The organism is Stappia sp. BW2 (assembly GCF_008107695.1).
Taxonomy (GTDB): domain Bacteria; phylum Pseudomonadota; class Alphaproteobacteria; order Rhizobiales; family Stappiaceae; genus Roseibium.
In genome coordinates this window covers 1-18,127 of the sequence record NZ_VIRG01000055.1, presented here as the reverse complement: position 1 = coordinate 18,127, position 18,127 = coordinate 1, and the positions used below count along the sequence as shown (strand labels likewise).

At 59.2% G+C, this 18,127-nt stretch carries 14 protein-coding genes; 10 read left to right on the top strand and 4 right to left on the bottom strand.

Annotation, left to right across the window (positions count from 1 at the left end; genetic code table 11):
* Positions 1 to 105: 105 nt before the first annotated feature.
* Positions 106 to 357, bottom strand: a complete 252-nt coding sequence (locus FMN63_RS06725) for a hypothetical protein (protein WP_148583195.1) — start codon at positions 355 to 357, stop codon at positions 106 to 108.
* Between the two features lie 472 nt (positions 358 to 829).
* Here FMN63_RS06725 and FMN63_RS06720 point away from each other — a divergent pair, with 472 nt between their 5' ends.
* Positions 830 to 2,557 (top strand): tetratricopeptide repeat protein, encoded by a 1,728-nt coding sequence (locus FMN63_RS06720; RefSeq protein WP_148583194.1) that lies wholly within the window; start codon positions 830 to 832, stop codon positions 2,555 to 2,557.
* Positions 2,558 to 2,580: 23 nt separating this feature from the next.
* Here FMN63_RS06720 and FMN63_RS06715 read toward each other — a convergent pair whose 3' ends face one another.
* Positions 2,581 to 3,435, bottom strand: a complete 855-nt coding sequence (locus FMN63_RS06715; protein WP_148583193.1) for a Rossmann-fold NAD(P)-binding domain-containing protein — start codon at positions 3,433 to 3,435, stop codon at positions 2,581 to 2,583.
* A gap of 98 nt (positions 3,436 to 3,533) precedes the next feature.
* Between FMN63_RS06715 and FMN63_RS06710 the strand changes: the two genes are divergently transcribed.
* Together FMN63_RS06710 and FMN63_RS06705 are read left to right on the top strand one after the other, a co-directional pair.
* On the top strand, positions 3,534 to 4,433 hold the full coding sequence (locus tag FMN63_RS06710) for a LysR family transcriptional regulator (protein ID WP_148583192.1): 900 nt from the start codon (positions 3,534 to 3,536) through the stop codon (positions 4,431 to 4,433).
* Between the two features lie 145 nt (positions 4,434 to 4,578).
* Complete coding sequence (locus tag FMN63_RS06705; protein ID WP_148583191.1) at positions 4,579 to 5,352, top strand: nucleotidyltransferase domain-containing protein; 774 nt, start codon at positions 4,579 to 4,581, stop codon at positions 5,350 to 5,352.
* Between the two features lie 256 nt (positions 5,353 to 5,608).
* Here the strand turns inward: FMN63_RS06705 and FMN63_RS06700 are convergent, their stop codons facing one another.
* Both FMN63_RS06700 and FMN63_RS06695 read right to left on the bottom strand, forming a co-directional pair.
* Positions 5,609 to 6,352, bottom strand: a complete 744-nt coding sequence (locus FMN63_RS06700) for a response regulator transcription factor (RefSeq protein ID WP_209000984.1) — start codon at positions 6,350 to 6,352, stop codon at positions 5,609 to 5,611.
* A complete protein-coding gene (locus tag FMN63_RS06695; protein ID WP_209000983.1) occupies positions 6,349 to 8,706 on the bottom strand; it encodes an ATP-binding protein in 2,358 nt (785 codons plus the stop codon). Before FMN63_RS06695 ends, FMN63_RS06700 begins: the two co-directional genes overlap by 4 nt.
* Before the next feature lie 223 nt (positions 8,707 to 8,929).
* On the opposite strand from FMN63_RS06695, the gene FMN63_RS06690 reads away from it, so the two are divergent.
* The 7 genes from FMN63_RS06690 to FMN63_RS06660 are packed head-to-tail and all read left to right on the top strand — an operon-like array spanning position 8,930 to position 17,788.
* Positions 8,930 to 11,662 carry a molybdopterin-dependent oxidoreductase gene (locus FMN63_RS06690; RefSeq protein WP_148583188.1) on the top strand — a complete coding sequence of 911 codons (2,733 nt, stop codon included), beginning with the start codon at positions 8,930 to 8,932 and terminating at the stop codon, positions 11,660 to 11,662.
* Positions 11,663 to 11,689: 27 nt separating this feature from the next.
* On the top strand, positions 11,690 to 12,670 hold the full coding sequence (gene clrB / locus FMN63_RS06685) for a chlorate reductase subunit beta (RefSeq protein WP_148583187.1): 981 nt from the start codon (positions 11,690 to 11,692) through the stop codon (positions 12,668 to 12,670).
* Between the two features lie 29 nt (positions 12,671 to 12,699).
* Entirely contained in the window at positions 12,700 to 13,425 is a 726-nt protein-coding gene (locus FMN63_RS06680; protein ID WP_148583186.1) for a molecular chaperone TorD family protein, read from the top strand.
* 11 nt (positions 13,426 to 13,436) lie between these two features.
* Entirely contained in the window at positions 13,437 to 14,201 is a 765-nt protein-coding gene (locus FMN63_RS06675; protein ID WP_148583185.1) for an ethylbenzene dehydrogenase-related protein, read from the top strand.
* A gap of 3 nt (positions 14,202 to 14,204) precedes the next feature.
* Entirely contained in the window at positions 14,205 to 15,317 is a 1,113-nt protein-coding gene (locus FMN63_RS06670; protein WP_148583184.1) for a P-loop NTPase, read from the top strand.
* Positions 15,318 to 17,159, top strand: a complete 1,842-nt coding sequence (locus FMN63_RS06665; protein WP_209000982.1) for a beta propeller repeat protein — start codon at positions 15,318 to 15,320, stop codon at positions 17,157 to 17,159. It begins immediately after the preceding gene.
* Positions 17,156 to 17,788 carry a DUF2478 domain-containing protein gene (locus tag FMN63_RS06660; RefSeq protein WP_148583183.1) on the top strand — a complete coding sequence of 211 codons (633 nt, stop codon included), beginning with the start codon at positions 17,156 to 17,158 and terminating at the stop codon, positions 17,786 to 17,788. The genes FMN63_RS06665 and FMN63_RS06660 overlap by 4 nt, the downstream gene beginning before the upstream one ends.
* The last annotated feature ends 339 nt before the right edge of the window (positions 17,789 to 18,127 follow it).

Sequence of the window (18,127 nt, the reverse complement as noted above, 5' to 3'; positions counted from 1 at the left end):
TCAAGAGGAGGACCATGAAACAGCGGCGCTTGCAGCACGCCAAATCCGCTGCTTAACTGAAACCCAGATGTGCCAGACCCTCCTTTAGTCAGGCCGCTTGATGTCTCAATTTACCTGACGACGGACATTTTGCGGACCACCATAGGACGATCCGCCAGCTGGCACATTGGTAAGCTGCTGACGGGTCAGATCCATTGTAACAAGCGAATAGAAATAGACGTAGGCTTCCGTCGCAATGGCATTGGCTTCATCTTGCGTCAATGCATGAGCTGCGGACGTTGCCATCGACGCCGCGACGACCGCCGGCGTGATGAGTTTTCGAACTCTGTGAAGTGTCGATCTTCCAATATTGAGCATAACTATCTCCTTTCACTGCACGGCCTCCCCGGCCAGGTGCTGGGGCACTCTTCCTTGGGAACGCACCTTTGACGCGAGCCGCGGCCGTCTCAGGCGTTTGATCTGGCATCATCGAGCATGCGCTCGCCCGATCTGTGTTTTGGGGGGGTATTGGCTGGCCTCGGCGAGGCCCTTGCTGAATTCCGCGAAACGCTTCGTTGTTGTGCGCCGGTTGTGCCGGCCCCCCCTGTCAAAACGGGAAGCGTTCCGAGGCAGCTCCCGGCCTTTTTTGCTCCCCGACATCCTTCCAGATGTTCAACCCCTGGAGGTTGACCCTAGGGAATACGAAGCTGTTGAAACACCTGTCGGAGGGGAGGTTACATGGAGCCTACGCGAAAGTGTCACCGGATACGTGCAACTACTGCAGGTAGATATAAATACCAAGCTCGTGATAACGTCGCGTCGGGTACGGCTTTGCGTGGGAGGAGATTGAATGCAGACTGGTGACTCCCCCTCAGCAGCAGAGATTCAATCTGCGATTGACAAGATCCTGAAGAGCCCGGACTTCACCGTTCCGGACCGTGTTGCGGATTTCCTCCGCTACGTCGTCGAGGAAACACTTGCGGGCCGCGAAGAGGGTATCAAGGCATTCACGGTGGCAGTCGACGTCTTTGGCCGGGACGATTCCTTTGACCCTCAAAGTGACCCGGTCGTTCGCATCGAGGCGGCCAGGTTGCGACGTGCGCTCGAGCGCTATTATCTTTTGTCAGGCCGAAGCGAACCGATTTTGATCGAAATTCCCAAAGGCAGTTATGTTCCGGCCTTCAGCTATCAGAGGACGACAGAAACACCTGTTTCCATCGAGAAAACAAATGGCACCAACACAAGATACCGGGTGATTTCGCTCTTGGTCCTGCTGGTTTTCCTGGCAGGTACATTTGCGGTTTGGCTGGGGTATTATTCAACTGACGAGGAAACTGGTGTCACTTCGTTACCTCTCGGGCCGAAGGTCCTGGTGCTTCCATTTTCCGATATTGGCAACAACGATGCTTCGAAACTCTATGCGGCAGCCATAACCGATGAACTTGTTGGAGCCCTTTCACACTTCAAGGAGATTGCTGTCTTCGGTGTCCAGACATCGAGATCTGTCGCGAACGAAGACGTCGATAGCCTGCGCAAGAGCCTGCGGGCCGACTATCTGATCGAAGGAAGCGCAAGAACAGACACCAAAAGCGTTCGGGTGAGCGTCCGCCTGATAGGCACCGCAACCCAAGCGGTTATCTGGTCCCGGACCTATGAATATGAGCTGACTGCCGAGGCCTTGTTCGAAATTCCCACCGAAACCGCTGGTGCCGTTGCCGGTGCCATCGCGCAGCCGCATGGCATTGTCTTCAGCGAAGAAGCCGGCCTGTGGCGAGACCGGCCACCTGACGATCTGCAGGCATATTACTGCAGTCTCCGCTACTACAATTACCGAGACAGACCAGAACCAGAAACCCACAGCGAGTTGCGAGAGTGCCTCGAAAGCACGGTCAGCCAATTCCCGCTCTACGCAACCGCGTGGGCATTGCTCGCACATATTTATATCGATGAGGTCAGGCTTGGGTTCACCCAGCGCCCAGGCGCCGAAAAAAGGGCGGTCGAGGCTGCCCGGCGCGCCGTAAGCACCGATCCTGAAAACGTCCGAGCGTTGCAGGCGCTCGCAACAACACTCTTTTTCACCGGCAACCCGAATGAGGCCTATGGCTTTGCTGAACAGGCGGTTGCGCTCAATCCCAATGACAGCGACATGCTCGGTCAGATTGGGCAACTCTTCGGGCTGTCAGGGCAAATGGAACGCGGGCGGGACCTGATCGAGCGCGCTTCGATTCTCAATCCTGGCAAAGACAGTTTCTATCAGGGAATTCTCGCCATCATTTGCTACATGCAGGAAGACTATTCCTGCGCCGCCAATGCCATTGAACGCTCCGACGCAACCCAGGTTCCGACCTATTACGGGATTGCCGCAATCACCTACGCCCAGATGGGCCGCATTGACGACGCCGAAGCGGCCCTTGCCAACTTCAAGCGTATAGCACCCGCGTTCATTCCAAATGTGTGGCAGGAACTTTCGATCAGAAATATTCGCCGCAAAGATCAACTGCACATCGTAGACGGCCTGCGCAAGGCGGGCGCGGACATACCACCGTCACCTGACACTCACCAGGGTGCTGAGCAATGAACAAAGAGCGTCTATCCGCCTGATTATGGAAGCGAGCTTCGCAATACATCATCCAGAGGCGTAACGGTGAAATCCGGCAACACCTCTTGCAGCCGCTCCCCGGACAGCGCGTGATCTGTATTCCAGAGATACCGCATCTCTTTCAGTTCCCGCGCCAGTTCCCAAAAAGGCGCGGTCAATGAAAACATCCACCACGGAAACCGGACAAATTGCAGGTCTCGTTGCAGAATACGTTCAAGACCGGATTTGATCTCCTGTGCCGTCAGCGTATGGCCTTCAAACGGAATATCCTCGAACTGCGACAACTCGTGACGTTTTCCCGCCAGAGCAACCGCAGCGCGAGCCCAGTCCGGCACAAAGCACAGCGCTTGCCGTGTCTCCGCCGGGCCGGGGAGCGTAATTCTGTTTTTCGCAATCTCTCTCAGATAGATCAGAGACATCACGCATCCCTGCCGGTCGGGGTCGATTGCATTTCCCGCGCGCAGCACAATGGTTTGAACACCGCTTTGCGCGTAGTCCCGTTCCATGGTCAGCCTGATCTGCCCCTTCCGGCTGACGGGATTGGCCGGCGTACGCGCCGACCAGACACCACCCTGATCCCCGAAATGATAGACATTTCCCGGCAGAATAACGGCCGCGCCGCTTGCCCGTGCAGCCCCGATCACCTCCCGGGTGATTTGCGGCAAGATCGTTTTCCAGTCGTGGTAATTGGGCGGATTGAACCCGTTGAGGATGACGTCGCATCCTTGCGCGGCATCCTCCAGATTGTCTTTGCCGCGCTGAAACCGTTTGACGGTCCACCCCGCCTCTTCAAACGCCAAAGCGCTGTGCCGACCGAATTTTCCGGATGCGCCCAATATCAATACAGTTCCAGACATGTGTTTCTCCAGCCGGTGTTGAATGACTGGGCAACAAGCTAGATAGTCATAAATGAAATGGAATTGCACAAATTCCCATATGAGCTATTCATTATTGAATGACCCTGCTGACAGAAACTCTTGACTGGAGCTATATACGATCGTTGCTCGCGGTGGCCGAGACCGGCTCCCTGTCAGCGGCGGCAAGAAAAACCGGACAGAGCCAGCCAACACTCGGACGGCATATCAAGGCTGTCGAGATGGCACTTGGCACGGATCTCTTCGTTCGAAGCGCAGGCGGCCTCCAACTGACGGAAGCCGGGCTGTCGCTGCTGGAGCCTGCCCGCGAGATGGCACACGCTTATGCGCGTCTGACCACGCAGGCCGCGGGTCGGGACGCCGCCGTTGCCGGCACTGTGCGCATAACGGCAAGTGTCGTCGTCTCACATTACCTGCTGCCCCCGATCATCGCCGAGATACGACGCAGGGAGCCAGACATCGAAATCGAGCTGGTCCCTTCCGACACCACCGAAAACCTGATGTTCCGCGAGGCCGACATTGCAGTCCGCATGTTCCGGCCTACCCAGCTGGACGTTGTGGCCCGGAAAATCGCCGACCAGCCCATAGCGCTTTACGCCGCCCACAGTGTCCTTGATCGACATGGCACCCCGGAAACCCTTGAGGAGCTGACAACCATCCCCTTTGTGGGATTTGATCGTTCCGATATGATCCTGCAGCAAATGCGCAACCTGGGCCTCAGGTTGGACAGGCATTTTTTTGGCGTCCGCTGTGATCAACAGTCCACATACTGGGAACTCGTTCGCGCGGGATGCGGCATCGGCGCCATGCAAACGGTCATCGGAGACGTGGACCCGACGGTCCAAAGGCTGCCCTTTCAGCCTGATCTGCCAACCCTCCCCATCTGGCTCGCAGCTCATGAAGCGCTCCACAAGACACCAAGGGTAAAACGCGTATGGAACATTCTGGCGGAACGGCTAACACCCGATCAGCCCGGATGAAACTTCCGGGGTCTTCTGCCAACGTCAGCATGCGATTGATTGGCGCTGGTCCATTCGCCTCTCAGCGGTTGGCTGATGCACGAATGACGCCAGCTGATGTGCAAGGCAGGTCAGCCAAGCACCATGTCAGCAAGGTGGGCATGCGATGAGCGTAGACCGGCATGGCTTCATTGATGTGGTGGAAACGCATCCTTTTCAGGATGAATTCAGCCCCTTGATGCAGGACGTCCAGTCCCGCCTTTGCCCTTCAACAGTCCCGTTGATCCATAGCGTCTATGTCTATGGAAGTGTTGCCACCGGAAAAGCCGTTGCCGGGCGCTCCGATCTGGACTTGTCTCTGATCCTGAACGGCCTGCCATCGGAGCGCGACAGCAAACGTATCGAATCCACGCGGCGTGAACTTGAAGCGGCTCACCCGATCGTCAGCAAAGTCGATTTCGACATCGGCCTGCTGCGGGATGTGTTGTCGGCGGGGTCAGGTCTGGCATGGCGCTATTGGCTCAGACATCACTGCCGCTGCATCGCAGGCGTGGATCTGGCGGAAGGCGTACCGTTGTTCCGCCCGTCCCGGACGCTCGCAATCGCGGTGAATGGCGACTTTCAGGAGGTGCTGGAAAAGTATCGCAGATTGCTTTTGGCATCCGGACCGGCGTCCGACTGTGGGCGCCTGATGAGAGAAGCGTCCCGCAAGTTGATACGGTCAACCAATATGCTGCGGAAGGAAACCGACCACGACTGGCCAGACACGCTTCAAGAACATGTCAGCAGACTTCAGCGCCTGTTCCCCACGCATGGCAATGAGTTGCATTACTTTCTGAAGCAGGCTCAAGAGCCCGATGCAATGCCCGAGTGTTTCGCAGAACGCCTGGAAGCCTTCGTGAACTGGATGAGCAACGCCGTCGATAATTCCCCTCAATAACTGCGCTGCCCCATAGCCACCCTAACCCGCGACATTCACGAGCGACACCCTGACACGCCTCCAGGGAGTAACTACCAACAAATGCCCGCTCAAGTGACCTGACCACCCGAACACGACCGCCTGCTGGCAGCTCCGACGCACCAACGAAAACACCATGGACTTTCAGCATCGCCAGGCTGACAACTGCTAAGCATCTCCGTTTCGGTCGTTTGCGGTGTTCGCGCGCTGAGAATTACGCGTTGTCTGCCGAATTCGGCTATTTCTCCGGGGTCTCTTTACCTTTGGCAACAAGGATATAACCCGCGCGATGAACCGTCACGATCTCAACCGGGAGCGAACGGATACGGCCGCGAAGGCGGTTTATCAGCACGTCGATGGTGCGGTCGCCCGGGGACCAATTGCGCCCGCAGGTGAATTGTGACAGCTGATCCCGCGTTTGCATCTGTCCTTCGTTCAACAGGAGGGTATGCAGCAGTCGCGTTTCGGCAGGTGCCAGAATAAGATGGTGGCCGTCGGTATCGAGCCTGCGGCTGCGCGGGTCGAATGTCATACCGGCGATCTCGAAAACACCGTACTCACCTGGGGTGTCTTCATTGGAATGAGCTATCAGCAATTGCTTTATTCGGCTGCTCAGTTCAAGTGTATTAAACGGTTTGGTCACATATTCGGTGGCGCCGAGTCCGATCCCGAGAATCTTGTCTCGCGATTCATCCATCGTGCTGAGAATTATGACCGGGCAGTCACTTCCGCTTTTGATCGCGTTCAGCAACAAAAGGCCGTCACTGTCCGGCAGGCACCGGTCGAGCAGGACCAGATCGAAATGGGTGTCTGCCAGGACGTCTTCGGCCTCGCGCGCTGATCCGACAATGACAAAGTCGGCACCGGCACCGGCGATGATATCCTCGAGCATCAGCTGCACAATCGGGTCGTCATCGATGCAAAGAACAGAGGCTCTCTTGGCCTCTGACCGTGGACGGACATGATGCGTCGGGCTGGTCATTCCGCAGCCCATGCCGCATTCAACCGTCGCCAGGACGGAATTTCCGCCAGATCCCGGTCGAGCAGAGAACGATGTGTAGCCAGATTGACGGGCTTGTCTTTGTCGTTGCCGTCGGCTTCGAGATTGCGCAGGGCGGATTCCAATTCCGGCAGCGCCAGGATCGCGCTACTACCGGCAAGCCGGTGCGCGGACAATGTCAGCACACGCCGTGGGGTATCGGCGGCCCGCAATTGCCGGCGAAAGTCCGACCAGTTGGATGCGAACACGTCGATCATCGCTTGGACGGTTCCGGGCGCGAGACCCTGCAGACTCTCGGGTTCCTCGTGGCCTGTCGGACCGGTTGAAAAGCTTCGCGGACCCAATCCGAAAATGGCCGACGAAAGGCTGACCTGACCGGCCGGTTTGGCGAGAACCTCGTCAAACCCTGTCGATCGCCCGACCAGCGCATCGACATTGGCCGTTAAAGCCAGGAACTTGGCCTGCCGGCTTGTCCGCTCTTGCAGATATTGAATCAGTGTCGGACCATCGCCATCGGGCAAAAGGTAATCGACCACATAGACGTCAAACTCGGCTTCAGCCGCATGATGCTTTGCCTCCTTGACGGATGCAGCGCGGGTGACCTTCAGTCCGATACGTTCCAATTGGTGGGCAGTCACATTGGCGCCGATAGGGTCGTCATCGACCAGCATGCAGGACTGTGCGTTCGGCAATTTGCCGGTCGTATGGCTCTGAGATCGCGGGCCGGTCGGATCCAGGGTTTCGGCATGGAAAAGCGGCACTTCGAACCACACCAATGCGCCCTTCTCGAGGTTTTCATACCCGATCCGGCCCGCCATGGCGTCGACCAGATGGTGCGAGATCGCCAATCCCAAACCTGAACCGCCATTGCCGGTATCGCGCGCGGTGGTGTTCTCGAAGGGCCGGAACAGGGCTGTCGCGGCATGCTCTGGCAAGCCCGGCCCATGATCGCGTACCTCGAAACGCAGAGCTTCCCTGCCAGCTTCGGCTGCAATGCGCCGGATCGCAACGGCGACCCCTTCGCCGTTATCCGCCTTTTGCGCATTCGACACCAAATTGCTTAGAACCTGCTGGATCATGCCCCAGTCGACATACGCCGATTTTGGAACATCGACGCCAATGTCGAATTCAAGCGGTGTCCGGGCGACATTTCGACCGATGATCGCTATCCGGCTATAGACACGAATTTCTTCGAACAGATCCGTGTCTGTCGGGCGCGGCACGGGTGGATCATTTTCGAATTTTGAGTAATTCAGCACGTTGTTGAGGGTCTGCAGCAAAGCCTTCCCCGCACCTTCGATCACGTCGAGAAAGGTTTCCGAAGTTGCTTGATCCGCAGTGCGCAAAAGTTCAACTGCGCCCAGCACACTGTGCAGGGGGGTGCGTATTTCGTGGCTCATCGTTGCCAGAAACCGTGACATACCGCGCTCTGACTGCTTGGCTTCCTCTGCATCGCGCATGTGCGCAGTGACGTCATTCAACAGGACCACATGACCCAGTGCGGTATTCTCTACCGCATCGTGCAGTGTGCGAGTGCGGACATCGAAACAGCGCGGCCCGTCCAGCGTGTCCAGCCAAACCGGGTCTTCCGACGCTTCGGTGTTTTCCATGATCTTGTCGATGACCGCCTGCAGCGAACTTTTGCGACGCCGCATGGAACGAAGATAGATGATATCGCCAGCCTGCGCGTCGCGGCCAAGAAACAATCCCGCGGCCGCCTGGTTCGCATTCACCAGATTGCCCCCGTGATCCAGAAGAAATGCAGCATTCCGCAGGCTTTCAAAAACGGCGAAATACCGGTCCTTGTCCAGCGTGATGGCGCGGGAACGCTCCTGCAGTTCACGTAGGCGCCGGTTGTCGTTGTTGTCGTGCCAGTCCGCGCTGATACTGAGCTCGCAGTGGTCGAAGAAATCACGAACACGGGACGCTTCCTGGGCAGTCACGCCGCCGGGTAACCGGGCAAGTTCGGACACGTAGAGGTTTCGGAAGTGCTTGAACAAGCCGAGATACATCTGGAGCGTGATGCCTTGAGATCGATGCATCCGGGCGATGAGGCGCATGCGGGAAAATCGTGGATCCGACGCATAATCAAGCGTCGCGATAGGACCGTTCGGCGCATCGTCGCTGCTGGCAAGATACGTCCCAAGGGCATTGGTGACACTGACAATCGCCTCGACCCATGCGGCGCGGATCGTCGTGGTGAAGGGCGCGTAGCCGTTTGATTTGGCGATTTCGATGGATTGATCGACCAAGCGGTCGAGGCGCTGTTGCAGAAAGTCTGTCAGCGCATCGTTACTACTGTTGCGTCCGAATCCGGGCGGCGTGTCTGCTTGCATGTCTGTCGGCATCTGCAACTTGACCCGTAGGCCCTCCCCAAGAAGCAACGCTTGATCGCAATAAGACCACTAAATCCTGTTTTCGCAAACCCGTGACGTTGTTTGTTTACATCTCGTTTACATCCAGTAACAACTTTGCAGCCTTTGGCGGCGGCTCCTCCTCTATCCTGTCTTTCAATAATCAACCCACAGAACTGGGCGCGTAGACATAGGGAGGATGAACATGCTGCGCATGAAGCGTCGTGAGTTCCTGAAAACGTCATCACTTGCCGGTGCCGGCGTTTTGGCCGCGAACAAGGCATGGTCCTTGAACAGGCTTGAACCCATCGGAGATACTCTGGCCGAGGAATATCCCTATCGCGATTGGGAAGATCTCTATCGCCGGGAATTCACCTGGGACAAGATCGGCAAGGCGGCGCATTGCATCAACTGCATCGGCAATTGCGCTTTTGATATTTACGTCAAGGACGGCATCGTCATCCGCGAGGAGCAGTTGGCGAAGTATCCGCAAATCAACCCCAACGTCCCCGACGCCAACCCCCGCGGCTGTCAGAAGGGCTCGATCCATTCCGCAGCCATGTATGAGGCCGATCGCCTGCGTTACCCCATGAAACGGGTGGGCGAGCGCGGCGAGGGCAAATGGCAGCGCATGGAGTGGGACGATATCACCGAAGAGATTGCCGACAAGGTGATCGACATCTTCGAGAAATACGGACCCGGAAAGCTGATGACCCATACCGGGTCGGGCAGCCAGTCGATGGTCCGGTTTGCGGCGCCCTATCGTTTTGCCTCGCTGGTCGGCGGCGTGCAGCTGGATATCTTCACCGATGTGGGCGACCTGAACACCGGCGCTCATCTGGCCTATGGCAACCCGCTGGAAAGCTTCACCTCGGATGGCTGGTTCGACGCCGACTATATCATGATGTCGATGTTGAACCCCAGTGTGACACGGATCCCCGATGCGCATTACCTGTGGGAGGCCAAGTATAACGGCGCCCGCATAGTCTCAGTGGCGCCGGATTACAATCCGTCGTCGATCCACTCCGATCTGTGGATGCCGATCAAACAGGGCACCGACCCGTTCCTGGCAATGTCGATGGTCAATGTGATCATCGAGGAGGGCCTCTACAAACCCGATTTTGTCAAGGAGCAGACCGACCTACCGGTTCTGGTCCGCACCGACAACGGCAAGCTGCTGCGCGAAGCCGACCTGGTCGATGGCGGCTCGGACCAGAACTTCTATCACTGGGACCTGAACACCGGTGCCCCCGTGATGCTCAGGGGCACGATGGCGTCGGAGGAGAAGACCATCGCACTTGATGGCGTCGATCCGGCGCTTGAAGGCACCTTCACGGTCGAGGGGATCGAGGTCACCACGGTCTTTGAAAAAGTTCGCGCCGAAGCGGCGAATTACACGCCCGAATCCACGGCGAAAATCACCGGCATCGCCGCCGACACCGTGCGGGGCGAGGCGCGTCATTTTTCCAAGGCGAAAAAGGCGATCCTGATGCTGGGCTTCAATGTCGGGCGCTATTCCAACGGCATCTACACCGGTTGGGCGCAGGCGCTGATGCTGGCGCTGACCGGGCATGGCGGCAAGACCGGCGGGATGGACACCTCCTGGGTCGACTGGAACCATAGCGCATGGCTGCAACTGGCGCTTTACGGGTTCGAAAAGCTACCAAGGCTGGAGCCCGGCGGTCTGGGCGAATTCCAGCGCGGCCACATGATCGAGCACGCGCGCAAATATTACGACGCGGACAAGCTGAAAGAGCGCGTCGGGTTCAACATCGACGAGATGGAAGAGATGATCAACGAGAGTATCGGCGAAGGGTGGATGCCCTACAACGGCGATATGAAGGGGCTGATCTCGATCGCGGACAACAAATTCCGGCGCAACAAGTTCGTCGACAAGTACCGCGAGCGCATCCTTGAAGAGGTCGAGGAGCTTTTCGTCGACATCAACGTGCGCATGGACAGCACGGCGCAGTGGGCCGACTACCTGTTGCCCGCCGCCAGCCACTACGAGGCCTGGGATCTGCGCGGGGTCGGCTTCCACCGCTTCATCAACGTGTTCTCCAGGCCTGTCGAACCGATCGGCGAAGCGAAGCCGGACTGGGACATCATGGAGTTGCTGACCCGCAAGATCCAGGAGCGGGCCATCGCACGCGGGATCGAGGGGTACCAGGATGGCGACGTCACCCGCGATCTGCATACGATCCATGACGACTACACCATGAACCAAACGCTCCTGACCGACTACGACGCCACCAAGTGGCTCGTCGACAACAGCCCCGAAATGGGCGGCGTCTCTCTGGAAGAGGCCGCCGAACGGGGCTTTATCGTGATGAATGCCAAGGGGGGCAACAACCAGCCGATCCCGGTGGACGAGCCCTATCGCCCGTTCGTGGCACAGACCGAGAACAAGAAGCCGTACGACACCCTCACGGGGCGTGTTACCTTCTATTGCGACCACCCGACATTCGAGAAGCTGGGCGCGATGGTGCCCACTGCGCGGCATCACGCCGGCAGTGAAGCATCGAACTTCCCGCTGAACTACTACTCGCCGCACACGCGATGGGGCATCCATTCCAACTGGCGGTCGAACAAGTTCATGCTGCGGCTGCAGCGGGGCGAACCCAACATCTACATCAACCCGAAACTGGCGGCGCAAAAGGGCATCACGGACGGCTCGAAGGTGCGGGTTTTCAACAGCGCGGGCGAGTTTTTCGCGCAGGCTAAGTTCTATCCCAGCCTGCCGCTAACCTCGATCATGATGGAGCACGGGTGGGAGCCGCATCAATACGAACAGTGGAAGCCGATGAACAACACCATGGCCACGCTGATCCAGCCTTTGGAACTGGCGGGCGGATGGGGGCACCTGGGCTTCAAGCTTTTCAAATGGAATGCAAACCAGCTCGCGCATGAAAGCGGCGTTGACGTGGAGCCGGCTTAAGAGCCGCGTGAGAGGGAGGAATAAGACATGGCCGTGAAACGTCAGCTGAGCATGGTTCTGGATTTGAACAAATGCATCGGGTGCCACACGTGTACATCCGCGTGCAAACTGCAATGGACCAACCGCAACGGTCGGGAATACATGTACTGGAACAATGTCGAGACCAGACCCGGCACCGGGTATCCGAAGAACTTTCACGAGATGGGCGGCGGGTTCGACGAGGACGGCGCTTTACGCCTGGGAAAAGAACCCAGCGCCGAGGACTATGGCATTCCCTGGGAGTACAATTACGAAGAAGCCCTTATGACCGGCACGGACCCGTGGCTGCGCCCCAATGTCAAACCGACATGGGGGGCGAACTGGGACGAGGACGAGGGTGAGGGCGACTATCCGAACTCATACTATTTCTACCTGCCGAGGCTGTGCAATCACTGCGCAAATCCAGCCTGTCTGGCCGCCTGTTCGCGCAACGCGATCTACAAGCGTCAGGAAGACGGCATCGTCCTGATCGACCAGGAGCGCTGCCGTGGATATCGCTATTGCGTCTCAGCCTGCCCCTACAAGAAGGTCTATTTCAACGAGCAGATCTCGAAATCCGAGAAATGCATCTTCTGCTATCCGCGCATCGAGAAGGGCCTGCCAACCGCCTGTGCCAAGCAATGCGTCGGCCGGATCCGCTGGATTGGCTATCGCGACGACAAGGACGGGCCGATCCACACGCTGGTAGATAAATACAAAGTCGCCTTGCCGCTCTACCCCGAGATGGGGACACAACCCAACGTCTTCTACGTGCCGCCCCTGTCGCCGCCGAAAATCGACGAGGCCGGAGGCGCAACCGCCGAATCCCGCGTTCCGCTGGACTATCTCGAAAGCCTGTTCGGTGACGGGGTCAGCGCGGCACTGGAAACGATCACCGCCGAACGCGCCAAGAAGGCCGAGGGCGGCGAGAGCGAGTTGATGGACACGCTGATCGGCTATCGTCACGCCGAAATGTTCAAGCTAAGCTGATGTCGGTCGCGGTATCATCACGCCCTCCGATGGGCGACAGCCCGCAAAGGGCACGGGCGAAGGAACGCATCTGGCGCCTGGCGGCGCTGGCCTTCGGGCATCCGTCCAAGGAGTTTTTCGACGCCGTGGCTTCGGGGCAGTTTCACGAGGCCTTCAGCGACGCCTGGGCGGATACGACCGGTGCGCCCTGGCCCGCCATGCCCGTCTCGCCGGATTTCGCCAGTTTCGAGGCGGGCTATATCACCGCCTTCCTGCACGGCGATCGGGGCAAGCCTGTTGCCGCCCTGCTGGCCGGAGAGCATGAGCACATTCTCGCGGGCCTGACCCGGCCCTCCTTCATGCTGAATGTCGCGGCCTTCTACAAACATTTCGGCTTGAAGGCGGCGACCGGCGACGAAGGCAAGACCGACGAGCCCGATCATCTTGCCAGCATGCTGGAACTGATGGCGGTGCTTTGCCACTTCGAGGCGACCGCGCTGGCCAAGGGCAAGGATGCCTCGGGCTATCGCCGTGCGCAGCGCGATTTCCTGTGCCGCCATCTCGGTCCAACGCTGGAGGCCGTCGCCGGATTGCTGCGGCGGAATCCGGTCGAGTTGCTGGACCCCACGATCGGTCAGCTCGTGCAGGACATCAGCGCCTGGGCCGCGGTCCAGATCAACGAACTGGAGGTCCGGGTCGGTCCGTTTCACGACCCCGATGCGCCCAAAACCAGCAGCGGCCCCGCCGAGTCGGCGGCACAAAACCTCTGGGGATAAGGAGACCCACCATGCAAAGAACGATCGTGACCCTGACCGCATTGGCCATGCTTTCGACTCCGTCTCTGTCTGTCGCCCAAGCCGTGGAAGATGCGAATATCAAACTGATCGAGGCCTATGAAACCGTAAAAGTTTCGACCATTCCCGACGGCATCTACCTGCGCAACGTCAACGACCCGGACGACATCATCTGGCAACGCCTGCCCGAATATCGCGTTGCCATGTTACCGGCCCCGGCGGTGCATCAATCGGTGGAGCTCAGGGTCAATTACGATACCGAGGCAAGCTATCTCAACGTGACATTGGCCAAGACGTCGGATCGGTTCTATGTGCGGCTGCGCTGGGTGGATGACACGAAAGATACCGAAACGGCGTTTGACCGGTTCCGGGACGGCGTCGCGGTGCAGTTTTCCATGGGGGATGACGAGACATCCTACATAATGGGAGACGGCCCCGACAGCCCGGTGAATATCTGGTACTGGCGCTCCGACAAGGGCGAGGTGCAAAACCTTGCGGCGGGCAGCCCCGGCAGCACCACGATCCTCGACGAACAGCCGGTCAGCGGCGAAAGCCAATATTCCGACAATGACGGCGATCCGAACCAATGGACGGTCGTGATGTCGCGCCCGATCGAGGCGGATGGCGATCACAATGTGTCGCTGGACCGGGACATGGTGCCCATGGCCTTCGCCGTCTGGCAGGGAGCCGAGAAAGAGCGCGACGGGTTCAAGCGCGTATCGGACGGCTGGATCCTTCTCGACATGGCATCGGAATAAGCCATGGATTTCCTGACCCCTGAAGAAAAGGCAAGTGGCCCCAAGACCGATTGCGGACTGGGTCACGCCTGCCAGTTCTGCCCGAAAGAAGACAGCTGCACGCTCGACAAGCCGTATCACAACAAGGTTCTGATCGAGAACCGGCTGCAGGAGATCGACCAGATCATCGTCGTGCTGGCCAACAAGGGCGGGGTTGGCAAAAGCACGGTCAGTGCCAATCTGGCCGCCGGGCTGGCGCGAGAAGGATTTCGCGTAGGCGTGGCCGATGCAGATATCCACGGGCCTAATCAAAGCCGGTTTTTCGGTTTTGCAGGCGCCAAGATCCGCACCACGCCAGCGGGATTGCAGACCCATGGCTTCCAAGCCGCAGAGATCGCACATCCGGTCGAGGTCGGATCACTGGCCTTCATGCTCGAAGACGACACCACCCCGATCGTCTGGCGAGACGCCTACAAACATGATTTCATCCACCATCTCATCGGCAGCTTCGATTGGGGATCTCTGGACTTTCTGGTGGTCGACATGCCCCCGGGCACCGGCAACGAGCTGATCACGCTGTGCGACATGCTTGAAGGCAGCAACGTGTCGGCAGTTCTGGTGACGTCGCCACAGGCAGTGGCACAAATGGACAGCCTCAAGGCCGGGCGGTTTTGCCGCGAGCGGGGCCTGCCAGTTGTCGGAGCCGTGGTGAACATGGCGGGAGTGCTATGCCCGCATTGCCACGAAGAATTTCATCTGTTTCCCGATGCGGGCGTTAGCGAGGCGTTGGGCCAACTCGACATCGACAAGATCGCCGAAATTCCCCTTTCGCCCGATCTCGCGCTGGGATCGGACCGCGGAGAGCCGGTCGTGACCGCGATGCCCGACACCGCGGTGGCGCGCGCCTTTGCTCCGATGATCGAAGCGGTCGCCGCGCTGGGGCGTGAGGGTTTTCACCAGGCGGTCGCCGCAACAATGCAAGATGTGTTTGCCGAAAATCTGAACGACGCGGACCTGCAGGCGGCGTTGGCGGCATTGCCCGAAAATGATGCGCTAGGCGTCGGGCTCTCGGAACTACTGAACCAGGAGGCCGCCAGACTTAAACAGGCCACGCAACCGGCGGAGGATGACGGATAGATGCACGGATCAGTTGAAAGGGTTTCGCGTCGGGGATTTTTCCTCGGCCAGTTCGGGGCACGCCCCGAGGCAGCACCGGGTTGGTATTCGGTTGACGGACTTTCCGCGGGCCCCGACGACGTGTTCTGGGATGGGTGGGCCGACGAAACCGGCCTGTTCGTTGTCGGCGATCACGGGGCGATCAACCACTTCGATGGCGAAGACTGGGTCCGGCTGCCCTGTCCGGCACCCGTGCCGATCCATGCGCTTTGGGGCACAGATCGGGCAAACCTGTGGGCCGTCGGTTGGATGGGATTGATCCTGCACCATGACGGAGAGATCTGGAGCCAAATGCGTGGCTGCGTGGTCGACGCGGGCGGAAAATATGCCTCCGTTGAGGAGAATACCCCACTGTTCGCCATTTGCGGCGGCGCGGACGGACAGGCGTGGGCCGTTGGTGATCGCGGCATGGTCCTTCATTTCGACGGGGCTGACTGGACGATCGAGAACGCTGGCACGCACGCTCATTTGCGCGCGGTGATCCGCCTCGACGATGGGCGTGTGATGGCCGCTGGCGGCGATGGCACGGTGCTGATGCGCGATATCGAGGGCACATGGCACGCACTGGACTGCCCGGTGGGCTCCAATTTCACTGCCGCAATGGCCTTGCCTGACGGGCGCGTTTTACTGGCCGGAGGCCGCTATTTCATACAGGCGAACGGGTTTCGCGGCGATCTTGTCATGTGGGATGGTGAGACGTTCGAAAAGCTTTTCACCGACACGGAGTTTAGCCGCTTCCGGGCCTTGGGGCGGACCGGCAAAGGCCTTGTGGCGCTTGGGGATGCAGGACAAATCCATCTGTTGCGCGACGACCATGTCGACCGCCTGCAAAGCGGCACGGGGCACGATCTCCTGGGCCTGGTCGACCTGCCGTCAGGTGACGTGATGGCGGTCGGCGATTATGGCAGTCTCCTGGTGGGCGGCAGCGCGGCGCTGAGCTGTTTCGCACCCGCCATCCGGCCCGGCGAGGAGCCGGCGAACTGGTCCGCGATGCAGAGCGGCACCGACCGCCAGCTTTGGGGCATCTGGCACGATCCCGAGCAGGACATGCTGTTTGCCTGCGGCGAGGAGGGGACCGTGCTGGCCCATGATCGCGGCAAATGGGAGGCGCTGCCGCCAGCAGGCGCGCTTGGAATTCACGACCTGGCCCGCGCCCCGGATGGCGGATTGCTGGCTGCGGGGCAGTTGGGCGAAATTCACCATTTCGATGGCGCGGCCTGGCGCAAGCATTTCGACCTGTTCATGGACATCACGCTCTTGTCGATGTGGTCCGATGGCCGCGGGCAGATCTTTGCCGTCGGCGACGAGGGGCTTGTGCTGCATTGGTCGGGCGTGGATTGGGAGCGTATGCCATCCGGCACCAAGAGTGCGCTTTATGGCGTGTGGGGTATGGATGCGGAGCATCTGCTGGCCGTCGGGGATTTCGGCCAGGTCATGCGATGGAACGGCAAGCGCTGGGACGAGTTTAACGCCGGAACCGAACATTTCCTTTTCGACGTCTGGGGGCGGTCTCTGAGCGATGTTTTTGTTGTCGGATTATCCGGCACAATCGGCCATTTCGACGGGTCTCGATGGCATATCACCCCGGCGCGGGCGCGCAACGACCTCTTGGCACTGACCGGGACCGAGACCGACGTGGTGGCCGTTGGCGCCGCAGGCGCAGCGGCGCGTTTCGACGGCCATCGCTGGCATATGGACCCGACCGGCACAACGGCCGGCTTGCGGGCGATCGCAGTGGATGGCGCGGGCCGGTATTTCGCTGCGGGCGATGGCGGGACAATCCTGTTCCGAGACGCTAAATGACTCCGTTTACGCGAGAACCGAAGTGCTCGACCTTAGAGGCAATCCAGGTCCAGCCGCCCCTGTTAGGATACATCCAGTCCCAGGGGCGCGGTGGTGGCGACAAGGTCTTGAGCAATGTCGCCGATCGCCTGATCGCGGCGGGCATCCGGGTGTACGGCATCGTTCAGGTCAACCGCGAAAGGCGCGACGGGCAGCGCTGCGACATGGACATCAGAATCCTTCCGGAGGGATCGGAGATCCGGGTGTCGCAAAGCCTCGGCCTTGGCGCGCGCGGGTGCCGACTGGACAGCGGTGCCCTGGAGATAGCCGTCGCCAGCGTTGGTGCATCTTTCGGTCCGGATGCGGATCTGCTGATCGTCAACAAATTCGGCAAACAAGAGGCCTCCGGCGCAGGCTTTCGCACAGTGATTGGAGAGGCCATCGCTCTTGGCGTGCCTGTTCTCACCTGCGTGAATGTGCTGAACCAGGAGGCATTTGACCAGTTCTCGGCCGGACTGCAGGTGCGGCTGGAAGCGTGCGAAACCACGCTGGTCAACTGGTACCTGACCTGCCGGCAGACCCCTTGGCCAAGTAGCCGCGCTCATTTGGACACCGTCCGGAATGGTCCCCCCACCAACAGCACACCGTGACAAGCTGTCCAAAGGTCAACAACCTTCGCCGCAGTTTCACACTTGATCACTGCGCGTGAGCCACATCTTGAAAAGCGGACGCTGAACATGATTTGGCAAATGCCCGAAACGTCCGCATTGCCGGCATCTGGCTGCCACCCATCTTCTGCAACGCAGAGAATGACCGCTTCGGCGGACTACGCCACAGCAGCATGTTAGCGCGTGAATGACCGGTAATGGGATGTGTCGGCTGCTTCCCCACCGTTGGGTTATCCTTATCCGGGATCAACCGCGCAACAAGGAGAAGCAGCCATGTGTGCAAAGAAGACAGGAAGCATCGAAGACCTCGCCGTCGTCGGG

Excerpts from the sequence above, each read along its gene's own strand:
- FMN63_RS06725 (WP_148583195.1), bottom strand. The coding sequence starts at position 357 with ATGCTCAATATTGGAAGATCGACACTTCACAGAGTTCGAAAACTCATC.
- FMN63_RS06720 (WP_148583194.1), top strand. The coding sequence starts at position 830 with ATGCAGACTGGTGACTCCCCCTCAGCAGCAGAGATTCAATCTGCGATT.
- FMN63_RS06715 (WP_148583193.1), bottom strand. The coding sequence starts at position 3,435 with ATGTCTGGAACTGTATTGATATTGGGCGCATCCGGAAAATTCGGTCGG.
- FMN63_RS06710 (WP_148583192.1), top strand. The coding sequence starts at position 3,534 with ATGACCCTGCTGACAGAAACTCTTGACTGGAGCTATATACGATCGTTG.
- FMN63_RS06705 (WP_148583191.1), top strand. The coding sequence starts at position 4,579 with ATGAGCGTAGACCGGCATGGCTTCATTGATGTGGTGGAAACGCATCCT.
- FMN63_RS06700 (WP_209000984.1), bottom strand. The coding sequence starts at position 6,352 with ATGACCAGCCCGACGCATCATGTCCGTCCACGGTCAGAGGCCAAGAGA.
- FMN63_RS06695 (WP_209000983.1), bottom strand. The coding sequence starts at position 8,706 with ATGCAAGCAGACACGCCGCCCGGATTCGGACGCAACAGTAGTAACGAT.
- FMN63_RS06690 (WP_148583188.1), top strand. The coding sequence starts at position 8,930 with ATGCTGCGCATGAAGCGTCGTGAGTTCCTGAAAACGTCATCACTTGCC.
- clrB (WP_148583187.1), top strand. The coding sequence starts at position 11,690 with ATGGCCGTGAAACGTCAGCTGAGCATGGTTCTGGATTTGAACAAATGC.
- FMN63_RS06680 (WP_148583186.1), top strand. The coding sequence starts at position 12,700 with ATGGGCGACAGCCCGCAAAGGGCACGGGCGAAGGAACGCATCTGGCGC.
- FMN63_RS06675 (WP_148583185.1), top strand. The coding sequence starts at position 13,437 with ATGCAAAGAACGATCGTGACCCTGACCGCATTGGCCATGCTTTCGACT.
- FMN63_RS06670 (WP_148583184.1), top strand. The coding sequence starts at position 14,205 with ATGGATTTCCTGACCCCTGAAGAAAAGGCAAGTGGCCCCAAGACCGAT.
- FMN63_RS06665 (WP_209000982.1), top strand. The coding sequence starts at position 15,318 with ATGCACGGATCAGTTGAAAGGGTTTCGCGTCGGGGATTTTTCCTCGGC.
- FMN63_RS06660 (WP_148583183.1), top strand. The coding sequence starts at position 17,156 with ATGACTCCGTTTACGCGAGAACCGAAGTGCTCGACCTTAGAGGCAATC.